We start from the raw sequence: 19,365 nt of genomic DNA on the forward strand, positions 1-19,365 counted from the left end.
GGCGGGCGGCATCCCGGGGCCGTGCGCAGGAACCGCCGGCGGTGTTCGGAAGTTAAGGTGATTTGGGGGCGGATTAGGACAAGGGGGTGTGGCAGTGGACGACGACGGCAGACGGCGGGAACCCGGATCCGGCGAGCGCACCGGGCTTGCGGGACGGGCCGACCAGGCCGACCGGGCCGCGGCGGAGCGGCTGGAGGAGATCTGGGACGGGCTGGCCCCGGCGGCCGTGAGCGCCGCGCGGACGGCCGCATCCGCCGGTGAACCCGTCGCCGCCGCCGCGCGCGACGCCGCCGCGCTCGCCGCGACCCGCATCCTGGACCAGGTGTCCGGCACGCCCGCGATGAAGGCCGTGGAGCGGGCCGCCCGCGACGCCGCCGTCAAGACCGCCACCGCCATGGCCGAGCGGGCCGTCACCGAGGCCCGCGCCGCCGCCGCGGCCAACCCCGCCACCGCGAGCGCGTTCGAGGCCGCCACCACCGCGATGACCCTCGCCGAGCAGGCCGCCCGGCACCCCATGGCGGCCGCCGCGCGCCGCTTCGCCGCCGAGAGCCCCCTCGCCCGCGCCGCCGCCGACGCCGCCATCGACCTGGCCGGCCGCACCGCGACCGCGCCGGTCGTGCAGGCCGCCACCAGGACCGTCGTGGACGCCGCCATCGACACCGTCGCCGACGCCGCCGTCGACGCCGCCATGATCGCGGGCCGCGACGTCGTCGCCCGCGTCGTCCGCGAGACCGCCGAGCAGGCCGCCCGCGACCTGGCCGCCGCGGTGCGCGACCGCGCCCGCGACGCCGCCGGGTCCGCCGAACTGGCCCCGCTCACCGGCGCCGCCGCCGGCGTGGCCGCCCGTGCCACAGCCGACCCGGCCGTGCGCGACGCCGCCCGCGGCGCCGGGGACCTGATCGCCGCCGCCGCCGGCAGCGCCGTCGCCCGCACCGCACGCGACCTGGCCCTGCGCGCCGCGTCCCGCGCCCTCACCGCCGCGGTCGAGGCCGTCCTGCGCGAACTGCTGCGCGACGCCCTCAAGCTCGCCATGCAGGACACCCTGCGCGGCATCATCGTCGACGTGTCCCGCGACGTCGTCGTCGACGTCGCCAAGACCACCTGGACCACCGCCACCCGCCCCGCCCCCGCCGCCACCAGGGCGACGGCGACCGTCGTCGTCCAGGCCACCGCGGACACCGCCGACGTGTGGGCGCAGGTCACGGCGCAGACACCGGCCGAGCCCACGGTGGAGGTCACGGCCGAGGCCGGGGTCGAGGTCGCGGTGGACGACCCGCCCGAGGGTCGCCCCTCCTGAACCGGCCCCGAGGCTCCCGAAAGGGACCCTGGGACACCCCGCCGCCGGCCGGGGCGCTCACCCGTGGTGCCCGCGGTGAGCGGACGGAGCCCGGCACGCCGGGGAGGGGCGGCGCGTGATGTACTCGGCAGGGAGAGGTCATCCCTCGGCGACGAACAGGAAGTGATCCCGATGGCCGACACGCTCGACGACACCGCCGTCGCCGACCGCCTGCGCGACCTGCCCGCCTGGAGCCGGGACGGCGACGAGATCCGCCGGACGGTGAAGGCGCCCTCGTTCCCTGCGGGGATCGACGTGGTGACCGACGTCGCCCGCGCCGCCGAGGACGCCGACCACCACCCCGACATCGACATCCGCTGGCGCACCCTGACGTTCGCGCTGTCCACCCACAGCGCCGGCGGCCTGACCGGCAAGGACTTCGCGCTCGCCGCGACGATCGACGAGATCGCCGCCCGGCACGGCGCCGAATAGCCGGGCCGCGCCGGCCCGGGCGGCGGTGTGCGGGCCGGGCGAGTGCACCGAACGGGAACGGGACCACGCGCACGAAACCGGGAGGCCGCCGGCCGCAGGCCCGTCGCAGGCGGCCGGCCCGCTCGGCCGGGGGCCGCGGTCAGTGCGCGGAGAACCCGCCGTCCACGAAGATCGACTGCCCGGTGACGTAGGCGGCCGACGCCGACGCCAGGAACACCGCCGCGCCGGCGATGGCGCGGCCGATGCCCGAGCTGCCGCCCGTCACGACCGCGACCCTGCCCTCCAGCGAGAACAGCCCGGACAGGTATGCGGCGGGTGACGGCCGGTCGCTCATGAGCGCAGAGTCTACGACCCGTCCCGCGCCCCGTCCGGCGGGCCTCCGGGCGGGCTTTCGGGCGGGTCTTCGGGCGGGCCGCCCGCGGCATCCCCGGCGGGGTCGTCGCCGCGGCGGCGGTCGCGCCAGATCACCACCGCGATCACCGCGACGACGATGAACGTCGGAACGAAGAACGGGACCGCCGTGATCAGCGGGTGGGTCGCCAGCACCCCGCCGGCGGGGCTCACGTGCCCGCCTCCGCCGGAGCGCCGGAGGCGGCGGCCGCGGGCGCGGGCAGGAGGCGGGCGATCCGCGCGACGCCCCAGCCGAGCGACAGGACCAGCGCCAGCGTGCACAGCAGCACCACCGCCGAGCACGCCGCCCACAGCCAGCCCGGCACGTCGGTCTTCAGCTCCCGCTGCAGGATCGTCCGCTCGCCCTGCAGAGCGCGGGTGAACCGCGCCGGGGCGGCCACCTCCCGCGCGCCGATGGCCGGGTCGGCCGGCAGGTAGATCGGGACGCCCGCCAGCGTCCGTCCGTCGTGGACGCGGATCAGCGTCTTCCACTGGCCGTGCAGCGGCATCGGCTCGGTCGTGCGGTACACGCCCTCGCGTTCGCGCACCAGGTGGTCGACGTGCAGGCCCTCGCCCTGCCAGCCGGTCACCGTCACCCAGGCCGCGCCGTCGACCGCGTCCGCCGGGGAGAACTCGATGCGGGCACCGGCCGTCCGCTGCGCCTCCCCGCCCGCCGCACCGGGCGTCCGGGCCGAGCCCGGCGGCTGGACGGTGAGCGTCACGGTCGCCGTCCGGTCCGGCGGGACGGTGATCAGCAGGCCGTTCGCGACCGCCGCGGCCACCACCAGGATCGCCCCGGCGAAGATCCCGCGCGCCGCCGCGGGCCGCGGCGCCCGCCCCTGCAGGCCCTCGGCCAGCAGCGCCCCGCACAGCCCGCCCGCGACCCCGCCGGCCACCGCCATCGCCATGCCCTCGGCGGCGATGTCGGGCGTCCACGGCAGCCGGAACGCCACCTGGCTCCAGGCGTACTCGGCGCCGAACCCGGCCGTGCCGATCAGCGCCCCCGACACCGCGCCCAGCGCCAGCGGCCGCCGCGCCAGCAGCAGCGCGGCCGCCTCCACGCACAGGGCCTCGGCGAAGTACAGCGGCACCGACGCCCACAGCTCCCCGATCGGCCAGCCGACCAGCACCGACACGCCGCCGCGCACCAGCATGTAGAACGCGACGGCCGACACCGCGCCGCCGCGTCCCGCCCACAGCCGCGCCGCGACCAGCGCGCAGCCCGCCGCCAGCGCGATCAGCAGCGGCTGGTGGACGAGCCGGAACTGCGGCACGCCGAAGTCGTACTCGGCCTGGAACACCGACAGCCCGATCAGCAGGCCGCCCGCGTGCATGGACCGCCGCACGTACCGGACCCATCCGGGCGGCTGCTGGGACGCCGGCCCGCGGAAGGCGCGGCGCCCCTCCCGCTCCAGGACCATCATCGCCACCAGCGACAGGCCGGCGCCGCCGATCAGCATCAGGTGCGTCGGCCCCCACAGCGTCACGTCCTGCCCGAAGATGCGGTGCCACACGTCGTCGAGGGGGAAGCCCAGCAGCGCGTAGAACCCGGCGCCCGCCAGCAGCACCCCGCCGGCGGGGGCGTGCCAGTCCCGCGTGATGCGCACCGACGCCGCGCCGGGACGCTCGCCCTTGGGCAGCACGACGGCCAGCACACCGGCGGTGAAGATGCCGAACAGGCCGATGAGGATGGGGTAGTGGGCGATGTTGGCCAGCGGGCCCTCGTCCCGGCCGTGCGAGATGTGCAGGGAGATGTCCCAGTACATGCCCAGGAGCGCGATGAGCAGCGACACCATCGCCACGGGCGTCGGCAGCGCCGCCCAGCCGGGCGTGCCGCGTCCCGGGCCGCGCTCGGCGAGCCGCGCGAGCCGTTCCAGGACGGTGATCCGGCCGCTGCGGTGCCCCCACCCGAGGACCAGCAGCGCGGCCGTCAGGGCGGCGGCGCCGCCGGAGGCGATGAGGATCTGGTCCAGGGCCGCGCCGCCCGCCGGTTTCGCCGGCGTCTCGGCGGCCAGCCGCAGCGCGGTCCCCGCCCCCCTGCCCGTCAGATGATCCAGCACCGGTGCGCTCCCTCGCCGCAGGAAACCAGACAAGGGGCGCGGCGGCCCCACTACCCGGGAGTATGTCATCTTCTAATGTGTCATTGTCTAGTGTCATATCTGTGGTGTGGGACACCGGAACGGAAGGAGTGCGGACATGCGCAGGGCGTTCACGGCGGGCACCGCGGCCGCGCTGGCCGCCGCCACACTGGTGGCGGCGGCCGGCTGCGGCGAGCCCCCGCCCGCCGGCGGCCCCCGCGGCGGCGCCGCGACCGGCACACCCGGCGCCTCCGGCACACCCGGGAGCACCGGACCCTCGGTGGTCACCGTCACCGCGACCGTGGCCGGCGGGAAGGTGCACACCGCGCGGCGCCGCGTGAAGGTCCCGCGCGGCGCGACCGTCCAGATCACCGTCACCGGCGACCGCGCCGACGAGTTCCACCTGCACGGCTACGACCGCGGGATGGCGCTCACCCCCGGGCGTCCCGCCACCCTGCGGTTCACCGCCGACACCCCCGGCGTCTTCGAGGCCGAGCTGCACCACTCCGGCGGCCGCGTGTTCGAACTCCAGGTCGGCTGACCGTGGACGCCGCCCCCCGCGTCCACGCCCGGCACGTCCTCGCCCACGGGCTCGGCGGCCGCACCGACCTGCCCCTGGACGCCGTCGCCGCCATCGCCGGCGGCGGCATCGCCGTGGCCGCCTCGTTCCTCGCCCTCACCCTGGCGTGGAAGCGGCCGCGCCTGCACCCGTCCGCCGGGCGGCCCCTGCCCCCGGCGCTCGCCCGCGCCCTGGACGCGGCGGCCCTCACCCGGGCCGGACGCGTCCTCGCCCTGGCCGCCGCCGCCTTCGTCGTCGCGGTCGCGTTCGCCGGACCGCGCGCCACCGGCGCCAACCTCGCGCCATGGGCGCTGTACGTGACGTTCTGGGTCGGGCTCGTCCCCGCCAGCGTCCTGCTCGGACCCGTCTGGCGGCGCGTCAACCCGCTGCGGACCCTGCACGCCGTCCTGTGCGCCGCCACCCGCACGTCCCCGGCCGGGCGCCGCGCGCTGCCGCCCCGGCTCGGATACTGGCCGGCGGCGGCATGGCTCACGGGGTTCGTGTGGCTCGAACTGGTCGCGCCGAACCGGTCCGACCCCCGCGTCGTCGGCACGCTCATCCTCGCCTACGCGGCGGTCAACCTCGCCCTGGCCTGGTGGTTCGGCCGCGACTGGTTCACCGGCGGCGACGGCTTCGAGGCCTACTCCACCCTGCTGGCCCGGATGTGCCCCCTGGGGCGGCGCGGCGGCGCCGCGCCGCTCCAGCGGCCCGCGCCCGCCACCGGCCCACCGGCGGGCTCCACCCGGCCCCTCGTCCTGCGCACCCCGCTGACCGGCCTGATGACCGGCACCGCCGAACCGGGGCTCACCGCGGCCGCGTGCGTGCTGATCGGCTCCACCGGATTCGACGGCCTCACCCGCACCACCTACTGGCGCGACAACGTCGACCCCTCCAGCGTCCCCGCCGGGACGCTAGGGCTCGCCGCCGCGATCGCCGCCGTCGCCGCCCTGTACACCGCGGCGCTGCGGCTCAGCGGGCGCCTGACCGGCCAGGACTCCGCCGCCCTGCCGGGACGGTTCGCCGCGACGCTGCTGCCGATCGCCCTCGGCTACACCGTCGCGCACTACTTCTCGTTCCTCGTCCTGGAAGGGCAGACGACCTTCATCCTGCTCGGCGACCCGTTCGGGACGGGCCTGGACCTGTTCGGCACCGCCGGCAACCGCGTCGACCACGACCTGGCCGGGCCGACCCTCACCGCGCAGGTCCAGGTCAACGCCATCGTCCTCGGGCACATCGCGGGCACCGTCGCCGCGCACGACCTGGCGCTGCGCTCCCCGGCCCGGGCCCTGCGCGGCCAGCTCCCCATCGCCGCCGTCATGATCGCGCTCACCTGCGCCGGCCTGTTCGCGCTGCTGAGCGGCTGACCGCCTGCGCCGCACCTCCCGCACCGCGACGACCGCCGCGATCACGATCGGCAGCCAGAACTTCGTCGTCGCCAGGACCGCCAGGAGCCACGCCGGCGCCGACACGTCCGGCGGATCGGGCCACGGGACGTCCGGCCAGGGGATGTCGGGCCAGGGGAGCGACGGCGCATCGACGTCCGGGAGCCGCACGGACGGCCACGGGATCATCCTGATGAGCACGTTCAGCAGGGCGGTGACGCCCAGCAGCGGGAACACCACCCTGCCGGCCGCCGCCATCACGTGCCGCGAGGCGTACAGGACCGGGCGGGTGCGCGCGAGCTCCTCCCGCGCGGCCGCGCGCGTCCCCTCGGCGGGAACGAACGGCACCGTCTCCCGCGCGCACTCCTTCCCGCCCTTCTCCTTCCCGCCCTTCTCGTTCCCGCCGTTCTCCCCGCACTCGCCGCCGGGTCCGGGCGCCGCCAGCTCGCAGCGCGCCGCCTGCCCGTCGATGAGGCCGAGGACGCCGAACCCGACCGCCACCACCAGATCCCCGTACGGCAGCGCCGCCTTCCGGACGGCCGTGGCCTGCCCGGCGAGCGCACCGTCCACGTACAGGCGCACGACGCGGTTCCACCCGGCGCGTCCGGTCTCCACCTGCAGCCGGTGGCCGCCGTGGTCGAGCGTCCAGCGGCCCGCGGGCCCGCCGCTCAGTGAGATGCCCCCTGTCATGACTCCAGTCTCGGCCGCGCCGGCGCCCCGGCCATCGTCCGGACGTTCACGGCCGGTAGACCAAAGTCGGCGTCACCGGGGGCCGAAGCTCCAGCGGGTCGCGCCGAACGGCTCGGCGGTCGCCACCCCGACCGCGGTGCGGAAGGTGAGGCGGTACAGGTACCACGGCGGCGGGCCCGCGCTCTGCGCGCTGAACGGGGCGGTGAGCGCGTCGCCGTCCACCTGCGCCGGCCAGCCGCCCTCCCGGTACCCGGCCGCCACCGGTTCCAGGACGGCCGGGTCGGTGACGCGCTCGGCCTCGCCCTCCAGCACCAGGTCCACGCCCGGTACCCGGACCGAGATCGTGCACGCCGGGTTCGCCGCCAGGTCGCGGGCCTTGCGGGTGCCGGGGCCGCTGGTGAAGTACAGGTCGCCCTCGTGCCACAGCGCGCCGATGCCCGCCGCGTGCGGGCGGCCGTCCGGCCGGACGGTCCCCAGGAACACCGGAGTCTCCATCTTGGGCAGCGCCGCCCTCAGCGCGTCCCGCGCGGTGTCCCACGCCAGCTCGCCGCCGCCGTAGATGTCGAGGTTGCGGGCCTCCACGGGTTCACGGTCGTTCATCGTCATCGTCCTCCTTGTCGCCGGAACGGTTCCGCAAGGGTCGACCCGCCGCCGCGCGCGAACTCATCGGCGGATTCCCTAGGGTTGCGGACATGGCCCCTTCGATCGCCACCGCGAACCGCGTCGAACGTCCCGGACTTCTCGACTTCCTGCGCCCGAGACACCACGCGGTCCTGTCCACCGTCCGTTCCGACGGGCGCCCGCAGATGTCGCCGGTCACGTGCGGCGTCGACGAGCGGGGACGCATCGTGATCTCCACCTACCCCGAGCGCGCCAAGGCACGCAACGCCCGCCGCGACGCGCGGGTGTCGGTGTGCGTGCTGTCCGACGAGTTCAACGGCCCCTACGTGCAGATCGACGGGACCGCCGAGGTCATCGACATGCCCGGCGCCGCCGACGCCCTGGTCGACTACTACCGCTGCATCGCCGGCGAGCACCCCGACTGGGACGAGTACCGCGAGGCCATGCGCCGCCAGGACAAGTCCCTCATCCGCGTCACCATCGACCGGTGGGGCCCGATCGCCACCGGCGGGTTCCCCGCCCGCCTCGCCCCCGGCCGGTAGCGCGCATCGGCCCGCGAGCAGGCCGGGTGCGGGAGCCGGCGGCAGGGAGCCGATCTTCGTTTCGGGGAGCCGGCCACTGGCCGGCAGCCGGAACCGATCATTGGCCGGTCTCGGCCGCCGGGCCGCCGACGGTCACTACGATCACGCCGCATGCGCATTGATCGTCACAGCATTTCCGAAGAGTCCCTCGCGTCCGCTCTGGCGGCCGTCCCCGAGCAGCTGGACCGGGACACCGGCCTCGCCGAGAACGGCGGCCCGCTCAGCATCGGGATGCTCGCCGACATGCTGCTCGACTACGCGGCGGCGCGCACCGTCGAGGTCGACCCGCGCATCGAGACCCGCGAGACCTGGCGCGCGCTGACCTCGGCCGCGTCGCTGTACCGGGACTACGCGCGCGCCCGGACCGTCCCGGCCGGCGGCGAGGTCCGCGCCTTCGTCGACTACCTGGGCGCCGGGTTCGGCTTCCTGCAGGAGCGGGACGAGAGCCTGAGCGCACGCGACTGGGTCTGGGCCTACCAGGTCGCCCTCGCCATCGGCACGGACGACGTCCTGACCGGCCTGCGCCCGCTGGTCCGGTCCCTGCCCGAGGACGACGACCTTCAGGGCTTCCGCGCCTTCTGGGCGAAGCGGCCCGCCGAGACCTACCCGGACTCCCAAGAGGGCCGGATGCTGCACGCGATCGCCGAAGGCGACGCCGCCGCCTTCGGCGCCGCCCTGACCGCGGCGCTGGAGCGGCACCGCGAGCGGGCCGGGAGGTACCCGCGCGACCTGATCGCCTGGGGGCCGCTGGCCATGGCCGCTCTCGCGCACGAGACCGGCCTGCCGATCGAGGTCGAGTCCGGCTACCTCCCCCGGCGGCTGTTCACACGCGCGGGGCCCAAGAAGCCGAGCGCGGACGGCCCGATCGCCCGCCCCGACTTCGGCGCCGACCGCGCCGCCCGCTGGCTGAAGAACGCCGGCGAGGGTTCCCGGCAGGGCGAGGATGTGGATCTCGCGTTCGACCCGAGGGTCCAGGCCCGGTTCTCGGCGATGGCCCGTCCCGGGAACACCATGATGATGGCGCTGTCGTTCCGCTCCGTGCTGGACCCGCGCGCCGAGAGCACCGCGTACACCGACGGGCTGGTCCTGGCGAGCGAGTCGTTCGCGTCGGCGTTCCGGCTGGCCTCGGTCCCGCGCGGCACACCCATCGCCGTCACGCTGGGCGGACGCACCGAGGAGCTGCCCGCGTCCGGGCCGAACCGGGACGCCTCCGACTGGAACTACGCGAGGGCCGCCGCGCTGGCATGGACGTCCCGCAGGCAGGCGGATCTGGCGGTCCTGGCCGCGTTCAACGCCGGCGACCTCCACACCACGCTCCCGGACACCACCGCCTACGCGCGCGCGTGCCATGCCGTCCTGAGCGGACGGGACCCGCGTCCGCATCTGCGGGATGCGCTGGCCAAGACCTCCGGCGATGAGCACTGGGAGTGCCTGCGCAACCCCCGTGCCCGGCTGCTGGAGCGCATCGCCGAGGACGACGCGGACGGCTTCAACGCCGTCCTCGCCGAGGCGCTCGGCCTCTACCGCGACCACTACGGCATGGGCGAGGACATCGACGGGCAGCTCTCCTTCGACGCGCTCGGACTGGCCTGCCTCGCCCACGACCGGGGCATTCCGGTGCGGGTCGAGTCCGACTACCTGCCGCGCGCGGTGATCGAAGGGCTCAGCCCGCAGTGACGACCGGCCCGCTCGACGATCACCGCACCACGCCGCCCCGGGGGCCCAGACGCCGTCAGCCGGCGGGGGACCGGCCGACGACCTCGACGGGCACGCCGCCGCGCGGGCGCATCGCGGTCACGCTGGCCGGCGTGGCGGCGGGGGACAGCAGCCGCAGCCGGGTACGGCGCAGCAGGCACGCCAGCATCGTCTTCAGCTCGACGGTCGCCAGCGTCGAGCCGATGCAGCGGTGCGGGCCGCCGCCGAACGGCAGGTACGTCGCGGGCGTGGCGGGGCGGTACAGGTCCGAGGACGGGTCCCACCGTTCGGGACGGAACCGGCCCGCCTGCGGCCACACGTCCGGCATCCGGTGGGTGACGTAGGGGGAGTAGAACACCATCGCGCCCGCCGGGACGCGGTGCCCGGCGTACTCGAAGTCCTCCACGGGCACGCGGGCGCTGAGCGGGGCGGGCGGGAACAGCCGCAGCGTCTCGCTGACGACGCCGTCCAGGTAGGTCAGCGCGGGCAGGTCGGCGGCCGTCGGGGGCCGGTCGCCGAGCACGCCGGCGACCTCCCGGCGGGCGCGCTCCTCGGCGCCCGGATGGGTCAGCAGCGCGTACACCGCCCACGCCATCGCCGCGCTGGTCGTGTCGTACCCGGCGGAGATGAGGCTGATGACCTGGTCCTGGAGTTCCTGCCGGGTCAGGCCCGTGCCGTCCTCGTCGCGGGCGTCCATCAGCATGCCGAGCACGTCGTCGTGGGCGGTGCCCTCGCGCAGCCGCCGGTCGATCTCCTCGTCCACCCGCCGGGCGACCAGCGCGCGGGACGCGGCGACGCGCCGCGAGTACGGGTTGGGGACCGACCGCAGCATCAGCTGCAGGACGAAGTTGCGGTCGACGCCGGCCAGCGCGGCCTGCAGCCGCCGCCCGATCACCTCGGCGTCGGCGGCGAGCCGGTCGCCGAACAGCACCTCGACGGTGCTGCGGCGGATCACCGACCGCAGTTCGGTGTAGGCGTCCAGGGTCCGGCCGGGGAACCAGCCGTCCAGGGCGGCGTCGGTGTTGGCGGCCATCCGCTCGACGTAGGCGCCGACGCGGCGGTGGTGGAACGCCGGCTGGACCAGGCGGCGCCGCCGGCGGTGGTCGGCGCCGTCGCTGACGATCAGCGCGGTCTCCCCGTTGACCGGCACCAGCAGGTCGAACGCCTCCCGCCAGCGGAACAGGCCGGAGTTGGCGAACACGAACGCGTTGGCGTCCGGCCCGAACAGGTGCACCAGCGGTTTGCGCCGCGACCCGACGGCCGCGACCGGGCCCGCCTCGGCGTACAGCCGCAGCAGGCTCGCGCACGGGTTCATCGCGAACCCGATCCCGTGCCGGGCGGTCAGCGAAAGCGACGGGCCGCCCGGCACGCGCACGCCGGTCGTGCGCGGCCTGCCCGCCGGGATCTGGAGTGTCACGCGCCCACTATGGCACGCCCCTGCGGGCGGCCCGTCCGGGCGCGGTGGGAGGATGGGGGCGTGGAGGAGACCGAGATCGTTCCGGGCCGGCCGGTGGCCGGATGAGCGGGCGACCGGAGGGGCCGTTCCCGCCCCGGCAGGATCCCCCCAAGCCCGGCACGCAGACGGTGGACCGGTCGGTCGCGGTGCTCCGCTCGTTCGAGGCCGACGCCCGGCAGACGCCCACCGAGATCGCGCACCGGCTCGGGCTGTCGGTCAGCACTGCGCACCGCATCGTCCACGCCCTGCACGCCACCGGGATGCTCGGGCAGGACCCGGTGACCGAGCGGTACTTCCTGGGCCCGACCACCGCGATCCTGGGCCGGCTGGCGCTGGAGCGGATGGGTGCGACGCTGCTGCAGCCGGAGCTGACCGCGCTGCGGGACGGGACGGGTGAGGCCGTCAGCCTCGGTGTCCGCGCCGGCGACGAGGTCGCCGTGATGCTGCACCTGCCCTCCCCCCATCCGCTGCGCTACGACCAGCCGCCGGGCGGCCGCAACCCCATCCACGCGTGCGCGATGGGCAAGTCGCTGCTGGCGTTCGGCGACGGCCCGGTCGCGATGGACGAGCCGTTCAGCCGCTACACGCCCGCGACCCTCACCACCCGCGAGGACCTGGGCGCCGACCTGGACCGCGTCCGCGACCGGGGCTACTCCCTCAACGACGAGGAGCGCCTGCCGGGGGTGCGCGCGGTGGCCGCGCCGGTCCGCGACGGAAGCGGGCGCGTGTTCGCGGCCGTGGCGCTACAGGGCCCCTCGGTCCGCTTCGGCGACGACCGGCTGCCCGTCCTGGCCGAGGCCGTCGTGGCCGCCGCCGGGCGCCTCACCGACCTGCACCGGTACCTGTCCTAGCGGCCGCGGCGGGCGAGGGCGCGGGCGGCGGCGGTCATCGAGCCGAGCCGCGCCACCTCGCGCAGGATCCGTCCCCGGTGCAGGTCCAGCATCCCCGCAAGGTATTAACGACACTGATGGGTCGCCCAGAAAAACGTACTTTGTCCTATGGGTGGTGGAGGGACGATGATCGGTGCATGAGCCCACCGGCCGAGCAGGCCCTCTCGATCCACGAGGCGCAGCGGGAGTTCACCGCCGGCGTCGCCTACCTCAACACCGCCACCTACGGGCTGCCGCCCCGCGCGGCGCACGAGGCGATGCTCGCCGCCGAGCGGGACCGGGCCGCCGGGCTGATGACCACCGCGGCGCTGGACGAGGCGGTGACCCGCTCCCGCGAGGCGTTCGCGCGGCTCCTCGGGGTGCCCGCCGCGCGCGTCGCCTGCGGGCCGCAGGTGTCCTACTTCGTCGGGCTGGTCGCGGCGTCGCTGCCCGCCGGGTCCACGGTCCTGGTCGCCGACGGCGACTTCACCTCGCTGCTGTGGCCGTTCGCCGCCCGGGCGGGGCTGACCGTCCGGTCCGTGCCGCTGGAGCGGATCGCCGAGCAGGTCGACGGCGGCACGGACCTGGTCGCGGTGTCGGCCGTGCAGTCCGCCGACGGCCGCATCGCCCCCATGGACGACCTCATCGCCGCCGCCCGCGCGCACGGCGCCCGGATCCTGCTGGACGCCACCCAGGCCGCCGGATGGCTGCCGCTGCCGGCCGCGGACGTCGACTGGCTGGTGTGCGGCGGCTACAAGTGGCTGCTCGGCCCGCGCGGCACCTGCTTCCTCACCGGCACCGGCGAGGCCCTGGACGCGCTTCCGGCCATCGGCGCCGGCTGGTACGCGGGCGCCGACATCTGGGACTCGGTCTACGGGCTGCCGCTGCGGCTGGCGCCGGGCGGGCGGCGGCTCGACCTGTCCCCGGCGTGGCAGTGCTGGGCCGGGCACGCCCCCGCCCTGGAACTGCTCGGCCGCGTCGGCGTCCAGGCCGTCCACGACCACGACGTGGCGCTGGCGCGGCGCTTCCGGGCCGCGCTGGGCCTGCCGCCCGGCGACTCGGCGATCGTGTCGGTGGCCGTCCCCGACGGCACCGCCGACGTGCTGCGCGCGGGCGGGGTGATCGCCGCTGTCCGCGCGGGACGGCTGCGCTGCGCGTTCCACCTGACCACCACCGAGGCCGACGTGGACAAGGCCGCCGGGCTGCTCGCCCCGCTCATCGCGCCCGCGGGCTAAAGATCTTACAAGGTTCGAACAAGGTGGCCTGACGGGGCCGTTCACGCCCGTCCGGGCGGTCGGCGCGTCCTACGTTCGACCGCATGAACGTACTGCTCACCGGGTCGGCCGGATTCATCGGCTCGCACATCGCCGAGGCGCTGGCCGCCGCCGGGCACCACGTCCGCGGCCTGGACACCCGGCCCGGCGGCCCCGGGGCCGCGGACGTCGGCGGCGACCCCGCCGGGGGCGCCGCCGACGTCCGCGACCCCGGCGCGGTGGCCGGCCTGCTGGACGGCGTGGACGCCGTCTGCCACCAGGCCGCCAAGGTCGGCCTCGGCGTGGACGTGTCCGACCTGCCCGGCTACACCTCCGTCAACGTGCAGGGAACCGCCGTGCTGCTGGCCGAGATGGCCCGCGCCGGCGTCGGCACCCTCGTCCTGGCCTCCTCGATGGTCGTCTACGGGGAGGGCGCCTACACCTGCGACCGGCACGGCACGGTCCGTCCCGGCCCCCGCGCGGAGGAGGCGCTGCGGGCCGGGCGGTTCGAGCCGGGCTGCCCGTCCTGCGGGCGGCCGCTGGCCCCCGGCGTCGTCGGCGAGGAGACCCCGCCCGACCCCCGCAACGTCTACGCCGACACCAAGCTCGCCCAGGAGCACCTGGCCGCCTCGTGGGCGCGGGCGACCGGCGGCTCGGTCGCCGCGCTGCGGTACCACAACGTCTACGGGCCGCGGATGCCGCGCGACACCCCCTACGCCGGGGTCGCGGCGATCTTCCGGTCGCGGCTGCTGGACGGGCGGGCGCCGCTGGTGTTCGAGGACGGCGCGCAGCGCCGCGACTTCGTGCACGTCCGCGACGTCGCCCGCGCCAACGTGCTCGCCCTGGAGCGCCTGGCCGTCGGGCCGCCCGAACCGGGCGGGCTGCGCGCCTACAACATCGCCAGCGGCGAGCCCCGCACCATCGGCGACATCGCCGGCGCGCTCGCCGGCGCGTTCGGCGGGCCCGGCCCGCGCGTCACCGGCGGCTACCGGCTCGGGGACGTCCGCCACATCGTCGCCCGTCCCGACCGCGCCCGCCGCGAACTGGGGTTCTCCCCGTCGGTGTCGTTCGCCGACGGCATGGCCGAGTTCGCCCGGCGGCCCGTCACCAGTTCGTAAGGGTCATTCGCCCGTCACCGAAAGTAGCGTCACGGACGTGATCGATGTGCTTCTCCCGTGCCTCAACGAGGCCGACGCCCTGCCCTGGGTGCTGACGCGGATGCCCGAGGGCTTCCGGCCGCTGGTGGTCGACAACGCCTCCACCGACGATTCCGCGCGCGTCGCCGCCGCCCACGGCGCACGCGTCGTCCCCGCGGCCGACCGCGGGTTCGGCGCCGCCTGCCACGCCGGGCTGCTGGCCGCCTCCACCGGGGTGGTGTGCGTGATGGACGCCGACGCCTCCCTCGACCCGGCCGACCTGCCCCGGCTCACCGCCGCCCTCCACGAGCTGGAGGCCGCGGGACGGCCGGGGCTGGTGCTGGGGCGGCGGCGGCCGTCCGGGCGCGGCGCGTGGCCGCCGCACGCGCGGCTCGGCAACGCCGTCCTGGCCCGGTCGCTGAACCGGCGCGCCGGGACCCGGCTGCACGACCTGGGGCCGATGCGCGCCGCCCGCCGCGAAGACCTGCTCGCACTCGGGCTGGCCGACCGCCGGTTCGGCTACCCGCTGGAGATGGTGCTGCGCGCGTCCCGCGCCGGGTGGCGGATCGCGGAGGTCGACGTGGCCTACCTTCCCCGCACCGGCCGGTCGAAGGTCACCGGGACGGTCGGCGGGACGGTCCGCGCCGTCCGCGACATGCGCCGCGTCCTGACGGAGGTCGCCCCGTGAACGGCGCCGCCGGCCGGGCACCGCTCGCCGATCTGATCGTCATCGCCAAGGAGCCCGTCCCCGGGCGGGTCAAGACGCGGCTCACCCCCGCGTACACGCCCGCCGAGGCCGCCGCGCTGGCCGAGGCGTCCCTGCGCGACACCCTCGCCGCCGTCGCCGCCGCCCCGGCCGGGCGCCGCACCCTCGCGCTCGACGGCGCCCCCGGCCGGTGGCTGCCCCGCGGCCTCACCGTGATCGCCCAGCGCGGCGGCGGCCTGGACGAGCGCCTCGCGCACGCCTTCGACGACGCCTACGCGGGCCGCCCCCTCGTGCTGATCGGGATGGACACCCCGCAGGTCACGCCCGCGCTGCTGGAGCGGGCCCGGCGCGGCCTGGCCCGGCACGACGCGGTGGTCGGCCCGGCGTCCGACGGCGGGTTCTGGCTGCTGGGGCTGCGGCGCCCCGACGCGCGGTTGCTGCGCGGCGTCCCGATGTCGCGGTCCTACACCGGCGCGGTCCTGCTGGCGCGGCTGCGCGCGGCCCGGCTGGACACCGGGTTCCTGCCGCGGCTCACCGACGTCGACACCCCGGCCGACGCCCGCGCCGTCGCCGCCCGCGCCGCGGGCGGCCGGTTCGCCGCCGCCGTGCGGGCCCTGGGCGCCAGGACGGCCGCGGCGTGATCGGCGAACTGTACGAGGAGGCGCTGCGGGGCAGCGGCCCGGTGGAGATCGAGCACGCCGACGGCCGCCGCCGCCCGCTGCCCGTCCAGGACTGGCTGGCGCCCCGGGCCGGCGACGCCGGGCTGCTGGCCCGCTGCGAGGGCGCCACCCTCGACGTCGGATCCGGGCCGGGGCGCCTCACCGTGGCGCTGGCCCGCCGCGGGCTGCCGGTGCTGGGCATCGACCTGGCCCCCGCCGCGGTCGCGCTGACGGTCGCGGCGGGCGGGCCCGCCCTGTGCCGGGACGTGTTCGGCCGCGTCCCCGGCACCGGCCGCTGGCGGACCGTGCTGCTCGCCGACGGCAACATCGGCATCGGCGGCGACCCGGCCGCGCTGCTGCGCCGCGTCCTGGCGCTGCCGGCCCCCGGCGGGCGGGTGCTGATCGAGGTCGAGCCGCCCGGCGCCGGATCCCGGATCGAGCCGCTGCGGCTGCGGTCGGGCCGATCGGTCGGCGAATGGTTCACCTGGGCGCACGTGTCGGCCGACGCCGCCGCCGGCCTCGCCGCCGCGTGCGCCGCGACCGTGACCGAACTCTGGGAGGAGGCGGGCCGGTGGTTCGTCGCCGTGCGCTCGTGAGACCGCGCCCCCCGGCGGTGCTGACGTCGCTGCCGGCGCGGTTCAGCAGCCGCCTGCACGACGAGCGGGTCGCGGCATGGCTGGGCATGGCCCTGGGCGTCAGCTTCCTGTCGGCGTTCGCGACCGGGCTGATCAGCCACTTCATGCAGCATCCGCCCGGCTGGGCGCAGTGGCCGTCGCGGCCGGTGAACCTGTACCGGGTCAGCCAGGGCGTGCACGTGATCGGCGGGCTGGCGACGGTGCCGCTGCTGCTGGCCAAGCTGTGGACGGTCTACCCGAAGCTGTGGCAGTGGCCGCCCGTCCGGTCCGCCGCGCACGGCCTGCGGCGGCTGCTGATGTTCGCGCTGGTCGGCGGGGCGCTGTTCCAGTTCGTCACCGGGGTGCTGAACATCGCCTACTGGTATGCGTTCCCCTTCTTCTTCACCACCGCGCACTACTGGACCGCCTACATCGTCATCGGGGCGCTGCTGATCCACGCCGCCGACGAATGGTCCAAGGTGCGCCGCACCGTGATGACCCGCCCGCAGGACGCGGTGGGACGCCGCGCGTTCCTGTTCACCGCCGCGGGCGCGGGCGGCGTGATCGCGGCGACGACGGTCGGGGAGGCGTTCGCGCCGCTGGCGCGGCTGGCGGTACTGGCCCCCCGCCGCCCCGGCAACGGGCCGCAGGGCCTGCCGGTCAACAAGTCCGCCGCCGCCGCCGGGGTGAGCGCCCCGGCCCGCGACCCCGGCTGGCGGCTCACCGTCACCGGCCGCGTCGCCCGCGAACTCACCCTGTCGCTGGAGGACCTGCGCGGCCTCCCGCAGCACACCGCGCGGCTCCCGATCGCGTGCGTGGAGGGCTGGAGCGCCGGCGGCGCGTGGCGCGGCGTCCGGCTGCGGGACCTGCTGGCCATGGCGGGCGCCCCCGCCGGCGCGCGGGTGCGGATCGAGTCGCTGCAGCGCGGCGGGATCTACCGCACCTCGCACGTCGCCCCGCGGCACTGGCGCGACCCGCTGACCCTGCTGGCCCTCGGCCTCAACGGCGAGGCCCTCCACATCGACCACGGATATCCGTGCCGCCTGATCGCCCCGAACCGGCCCGGCGTCATGCAGACCAAGTGGGTGCACCGGGTGGTGGTCGAGTGAAGGCCCTGGTGACCGCGGCGGGCCTGGCGCTCATCGCCGTGGGCGTGCGCGGCGTCGTCACCGACCTCGACGTCGCCGCGTGGCTGGCGTGGTTCGCGGGCGCCGCGATCCTGCACGACGGAGTCCTGGTCCCGGTCGTCCTCGCGGCGGGGCTCGCGACCCGCCGGCTGCCCGCCGCCTCCCGGCGCATCGTGCGCGCCGCGCTGGTCACGGCCGCGTGCGTGACCGCCGTCGCGCTGCCGCTCGTCCTCGGCCGCGGCCGCCGCGCCGACGAGCCGTCCCGGCTGCCGCTGCCCTACGACCGCAACCTCGCGATCGTGCTGGCGGCGATCACCGCCGCCGCCGGCGCGGCGATCGCCGTCCGCGCGTTCACCGCCCGCCGCCGCCCCCGGCCGCCGGGCCCCGCGCAGAGAGAAGGCCGAACGTGACCCGCACCGAGACCCGCAGGCGGCCCGCGGCGGCGGAGGACGCCGCGCGGCGCGGACGGCCCCGCTGGGCCGCCGTCGCGGTGTGGGCGGGCGCGATCACGGCGGCGTTCGCGGTGGGCTGGTATCTGCGGCGCGCCGGCCTGGCGACCGAGGACCGGCTGCCCCCGCTGCACGCGCGGGCGCGGGGGTGGCCGCCGGCCTGGCGGCTGCTGCCCGCGGCGGCGGTCGCGGCCGCCGCCGTGGTGGCGCTGCCGGTGCTGGCGGCACGGCTGCCGTGGCGGGCGCTGCCGGCCGCCGCGTGGGCGGCCGCGGCGGCGTGGGCGGTGGCGCTGGCGGCCGCCGACGGCTGGGACGCGCTCGCCGCCCCCCTGAACGCCCCCACCGAGTACCCGGCGGGCCTGGCGCAGGTCCGCCCCGACCCGCTGCTGTGGCTGCAGACCTTCACCGAGCGCCTCGGCGGCTACACCACGCACGTGCGGGGGCATCCGCCGCTGCCGACGCTGGTGCTGTGGGCGCTGGAGGCGGCCGGGCCGGACGGCACCGGCTGGGCGGCGGCGTTCATCATCGCGGCGGGCACGTCCGCGGTGGCGGCGATCGCGGTGACGGTGCGGTGCGTGGCGGGCGAGGACCTGGCGCGGGCGGCGGTGCCGTTCCTGGCGCTGGCGCCGGCGGCGCTGTGGATCGCGACCGCGATGGACGCGTTCTTCCTGGCCGTGGGCGCGTGGGGAACGGCGCTGCTCGCCCTGGCGGCCCGCCGCGCCGGGGCGCGGGCGCTCGCCGCCGCCTGCGCGGGCGGGCTGCTGCTCGGATGCCTGCCGTATCTGAGCTACGGGCTGCTCCCGCTGTTCGCGGTGCCGCTGGCGGTGCTGGTGCTGACCCGTCCCCGGCCGCACGTGCTCGCCGCCCTGGGCGCGGGGCTGGTGGTGGTGCCGGCGGCGTTCACGCTGCTGGGGTTCTGGTGGCCCGACGGCGTCCGCGCCACGCTGGAGACGTACCTGGTCAGCCGCGGGTCGGCGCAGCGCTCCTACGCCTACTTCGTCGTGGCGAACCTCGCCGTGCTGGGCCTGCTGACCGGCCCGGCGGTCGCGCACGCGCTGCCTCGTGCGCTGGGGGCGCTGCGCGGCGCGATCCGGGCGAGGGCCGCGTCCCCGCCCGCCGCGGCGGCGGCGCCGGCGGTTGCGGCGCTGGTGGGCGTGCTCGTCCTGGACGTCTCCGGCGTGACCCGCGGGGAGGTGGAGCGGATCTGGGTGCCGTTCGCCGCCTGGCTGCTCGCCGCGGCCGCGCTGCACCGGCCCCCGGCGCGGGCATGGCTGGCGGCACAGGCCGCGACCGCCCTCGCCGTGCAGGCCCTCATCGTGTCCCCGTGGTGTA

21 protein-coding genes are annotated in these 19,365 nt (G+C 76.9%); 16 read left to right on the plus strand and 5 right to left on the minus strand.

The genetic code is table 11. From position 1 onward, the window contains the following. Positions 1 to 88 precede the first annotated feature (88 nt). Positions 89 to 1,297 (plus strand): hypothetical protein, encoded by a 1,209-nt coding sequence (locus ACGFIS_RS24580; protein WP_392972639.1) that lies wholly within the window; start codon positions 89 to 91, stop codon positions 1,295 to 1,297. Positions 1,298 to 1,468: 171 nt separating this feature from the next. Next, positions 1,469 to 1,768, plus strand: a complete 300-nt coding sequence (locus ACGFIS_RS24585) for a 4a-hydroxytetrahydrobiopterin dehydratase (protein ID WP_392904366.1) — start codon at positions 1,469 to 1,471, stop codon at positions 1,766 to 1,768. A gap of 139 nt (positions 1,769 to 1,907) precedes the next feature. Here ACGFIS_RS24585 and ACGFIS_RS24590 read toward each other — a convergent pair whose 3' ends face one another. The 3 genes from ACGFIS_RS24590 to ACGFIS_RS24600 are packed head-to-tail and all read right to left on the minus strand — an operon-like array spanning position 1,908 to position 4,218. Further along, positions 1,908 to 2,102, minus strand: a complete 195-nt coding sequence (locus ACGFIS_RS24590) for an SDR family oxidoreductase (RefSeq protein WP_392904364.1) — start codon at positions 2,100 to 2,102, stop codon at positions 1,908 to 1,910. Positions 2,103 to 2,113: 11 nt separating this feature from the next. Beyond that, the gene (locus ACGFIS_RS24595; protein WP_392972641.1) at positions 2,114 to 2,332 is read right to left on the minus strand and encodes a hypothetical protein; all 219 of its coding nucleotides are present in this window, start codon (positions 2,330 to 2,332) and stop codon (positions 2,114 to 2,116) included. Beyond that, the gene (locus ACGFIS_RS24600) at positions 2,329 to 4,218 is read right to left on the minus strand and encodes a hypothetical protein (RefSeq protein ID WP_392972642.1); all 1,890 of its coding nucleotides are present in this window, start codon (positions 4,216 to 4,218) and stop codon (positions 2,329 to 2,331) included. Before ACGFIS_RS24600 ends, ACGFIS_RS24595 begins: the two co-directional genes overlap by 4 nt. A 136-nt stretch (positions 4,219 to 4,354) precedes the next feature. Between ACGFIS_RS24600 and ACGFIS_RS24605 the strand changes: the two genes are divergently transcribed. The 3 genes from ACGFIS_RS24605 (at position 4,355) to ACGFIS_RS24615 (ending at position 6,852) form a co-directional block, all read left to right on the plus strand. Next, a complete protein-coding gene (locus ACGFIS_RS24605) occupies positions 4,355 to 4,777 on the plus strand; it encodes a hypothetical protein (RefSeq protein WP_392972644.1) in 423 nt (140 codons plus the stop codon). Positions 4,778 to 4,779: 2 nt separating this feature from the next. After that, on the plus strand, positions 4,780 to 6,159 hold the full coding sequence (locus tag ACGFIS_RS24610; RefSeq protein ID WP_392972645.1) for a hypothetical protein: 1,380 nt from the start codon (positions 4,780 to 4,782) through the stop codon (positions 6,157 to 6,159). Positions 6,160 to 6,438: 279 nt separating this feature from the next. Further along, positions 6,439 to 6,852 carry a hypothetical protein gene (locus ACGFIS_RS24615; protein ID WP_392972647.1) on the plus strand — a complete coding sequence of 138 codons (414 nt, stop codon included), beginning with the start codon at positions 6,439 to 6,441 and terminating at the stop codon, positions 6,850 to 6,852. Between the two features lie 87 nt (positions 6,853 to 6,939). Here ACGFIS_RS24615 and ACGFIS_RS24620 read toward each other — a convergent pair whose 3' ends face one another. Further along, positions 6,940 to 7,473 carry a pyridoxamine 5'-phosphate oxidase family protein gene (locus tag ACGFIS_RS24620; protein WP_392972649.1) on the minus strand — a complete coding sequence of 178 codons (534 nt, stop codon included), beginning with the start codon at positions 7,471 to 7,473 and terminating at the stop codon, positions 6,940 to 6,942. 86 nt (positions 7,474 to 7,559) lie between these two features. Here ACGFIS_RS24620 and ACGFIS_RS24625 point away from each other — a divergent pair, with 86 nt between their 5' ends. Then, the gene (locus tag ACGFIS_RS24625; RefSeq protein ID WP_392904349.1) at positions 7,560 to 8,030 is read left to right on the plus strand and encodes a PPOX class F420-dependent oxidoreductase; all 471 of its coding nucleotides are present in this window, start codon (positions 7,560 to 7,562) and stop codon (positions 8,028 to 8,030) included. A 150-nt stretch (positions 8,031 to 8,180) separates the two neighbouring features. Further along, positions 8,181 to 9,746, plus strand: a complete 1,566-nt coding sequence (locus tag ACGFIS_RS24630) for an Imm49 family immunity protein (protein ID WP_392972651.1) — start codon at positions 8,181 to 8,183, stop codon at positions 9,744 to 9,746. Between the two features lie 55 nt (positions 9,747 to 9,801). Here ACGFIS_RS24630 and ACGFIS_RS24635 read toward each other — a convergent pair whose 3' ends face one another. Then, entirely contained in the window at positions 9,802 to 11,181 is a 1,380-nt protein-coding gene (locus ACGFIS_RS24635; protein WP_392904345.1) for a cytochrome P450, read from the minus strand. A gap of 101 nt (positions 11,182 to 11,282) precedes the next feature. On the opposite strand from ACGFIS_RS24635, the gene ACGFIS_RS24640 reads away from it, so the two are divergent. The 9 genes from ACGFIS_RS24640 to ACGFIS_RS24680 form a co-directional block, all read left to right on the plus strand. Beyond that, positions 11,283 to 12,071: an IclR family transcriptional regulator gene (locus tag ACGFIS_RS24640; RefSeq protein WP_392904342.1), complete on the plus strand. Its 789-nt coding sequence runs from the start codon at positions 11,283 to 11,285 to the stop codon at positions 12,069 to 12,071. 176 nt (positions 12,072 to 12,247) lie between these two features. Further along, positions 12,248 to 13,324 (plus strand): aminotransferase class V-fold PLP-dependent enzyme, encoded by a 1,077-nt coding sequence (locus ACGFIS_RS24645; protein ID WP_392972653.1) that lies wholly within the window; start codon positions 12,248 to 12,250, stop codon positions 13,322 to 13,324. 83 nt (positions 13,325 to 13,407) lie between these two features. Next, the gene (locus ACGFIS_RS24650) at positions 13,408 to 14,460 is read left to right on the plus strand and encodes an NAD-dependent epimerase/dehydratase family protein (protein WP_392972655.1); all 1,053 of its coding nucleotides are present in this window, start codon (positions 13,408 to 13,410) and stop codon (positions 14,458 to 14,460) included. A gap of 37 nt (positions 14,461 to 14,497) precedes the next feature. Then, positions 14,498 to 15,166, plus strand: coding sequence for a glycosyltransferase family 2 protein (locus tag ACGFIS_RS24655; RefSeq protein WP_392904334.1), 669 nt, complete (start codon positions 14,498 to 14,500; stop codon positions 15,164 to 15,166). Continuing rightward, on the plus strand, positions 15,163 to 15,825 hold the full coding sequence (locus ACGFIS_RS24660; protein ID WP_392972657.1) for a TIGR04282 family arsenosugar biosynthesis glycosyltransferase: 663 nt from the start codon (positions 15,163 to 15,165) through the stop codon (positions 15,823 to 15,825). Before ACGFIS_RS24655 ends, ACGFIS_RS24660 begins: the two co-directional genes overlap by 4 nt. Next, positions 15,822 to 16,439, plus strand: coding sequence for a class I SAM-dependent methyltransferase (locus ACGFIS_RS24665; RefSeq protein WP_392904327.1), 618 nt, complete (start codon positions 15,822 to 15,824; stop codon positions 16,437 to 16,439). Before ACGFIS_RS24660 ends, ACGFIS_RS24665 begins: the two co-directional genes overlap by 4 nt. Then, complete coding sequence (locus ACGFIS_RS24670; protein WP_392904324.1) at positions 16,436 to 17,566, plus strand: molybdopterin-dependent oxidoreductase; 1,131 nt, start codon at positions 16,436 to 16,438, stop codon at positions 17,564 to 17,566. The genes ACGFIS_RS24665 and ACGFIS_RS24670 overlap by 4 nt, the downstream gene beginning before the upstream one ends. Next, positions 17,563 to 17,994, plus strand: coding sequence for a hypothetical protein (locus tag ACGFIS_RS24675; RefSeq protein ID WP_392904321.1), 432 nt, complete (start codon positions 17,563 to 17,565; stop codon positions 17,992 to 17,994). The genes ACGFIS_RS24670 and ACGFIS_RS24675 overlap by 4 nt, the downstream gene beginning before the upstream one ends. Continuing rightward, on the plus strand, positions 17,991 to 19,365 hold a 1,375-nt coding region (locus ACGFIS_RS24680; protein WP_392972659.1), incomplete at its 3' end, for a hypothetical protein. The genes ACGFIS_RS24675 and ACGFIS_RS24680, both read left to right, overlap by 4 nt.

The organism is Spirillospora sp. NPDC048824, assembly GCF_043198455.1.
Classification (GTDB): Bacteria; Actinomycetota; Actinomycetes; order Streptosporangiales; family Streptosporangiaceae; genus Spirillospora.

Excerpts from the sequence above, each read along its gene's own strand:
- ACGFIS_RS24585 (WP_392904366.1), top strand. The coding sequence starts at position 1,469 with ATGGCCGACACGCTCGACGACACCGCCGTCGCCGACCGCCTGCGCGAC.
- ACGFIS_RS24590 (WP_392904364.1), bottom strand. The coding sequence starts at position 2,102 with ATGAGCGACCGGCCGTCACCCGCCGCATACCTGTCCGGGCTGTTCTCG.
- ACGFIS_RS24605 (WP_392972644.1), top strand. The coding sequence starts at position 4,355 with ATGCGCAGGGCGTTCACGGCGGGCACCGCGGCCGCGCTGGCCGCCGCC.
- ACGFIS_RS24620 (WP_392972649.1), bottom strand. The coding sequence starts at position 7,473 with ATGACGATGAACGACCGTGAACCCGTGGAGGCCCGCAACCTCGACATC.
- ACGFIS_RS24625 (WP_392904349.1), top strand. The coding sequence starts at position 7,560 with ATGGCCCCTTCGATCGCCACCGCGAACCGCGTCGAACGTCCCGGACTT.
- ACGFIS_RS24630 (WP_392972651.1), top strand. The coding sequence starts at position 8,181 with ATGCGCATTGATCGTCACAGCATTTCCGAAGAGTCCCTCGCGTCCGCT.
- ACGFIS_RS24640 (WP_392904342.1), top strand. The coding sequence starts at position 11,283 with ATGAGCGGGCGACCGGAGGGGCCGTTCCCGCCCCGGCAGGATCCCCCC.
- ACGFIS_RS24645 (WP_392972653.1), top strand. The coding sequence starts at position 12,248 with ATGAGCCCACCGGCCGAGCAGGCCCTCTCGATCCACGAGGCGCAGCGG.
- ACGFIS_RS24650 (WP_392972655.1), top strand. The coding sequence starts at position 13,408 with ATGAACGTACTGCTCACCGGGTCGGCCGGATTCATCGGCTCGCACATC.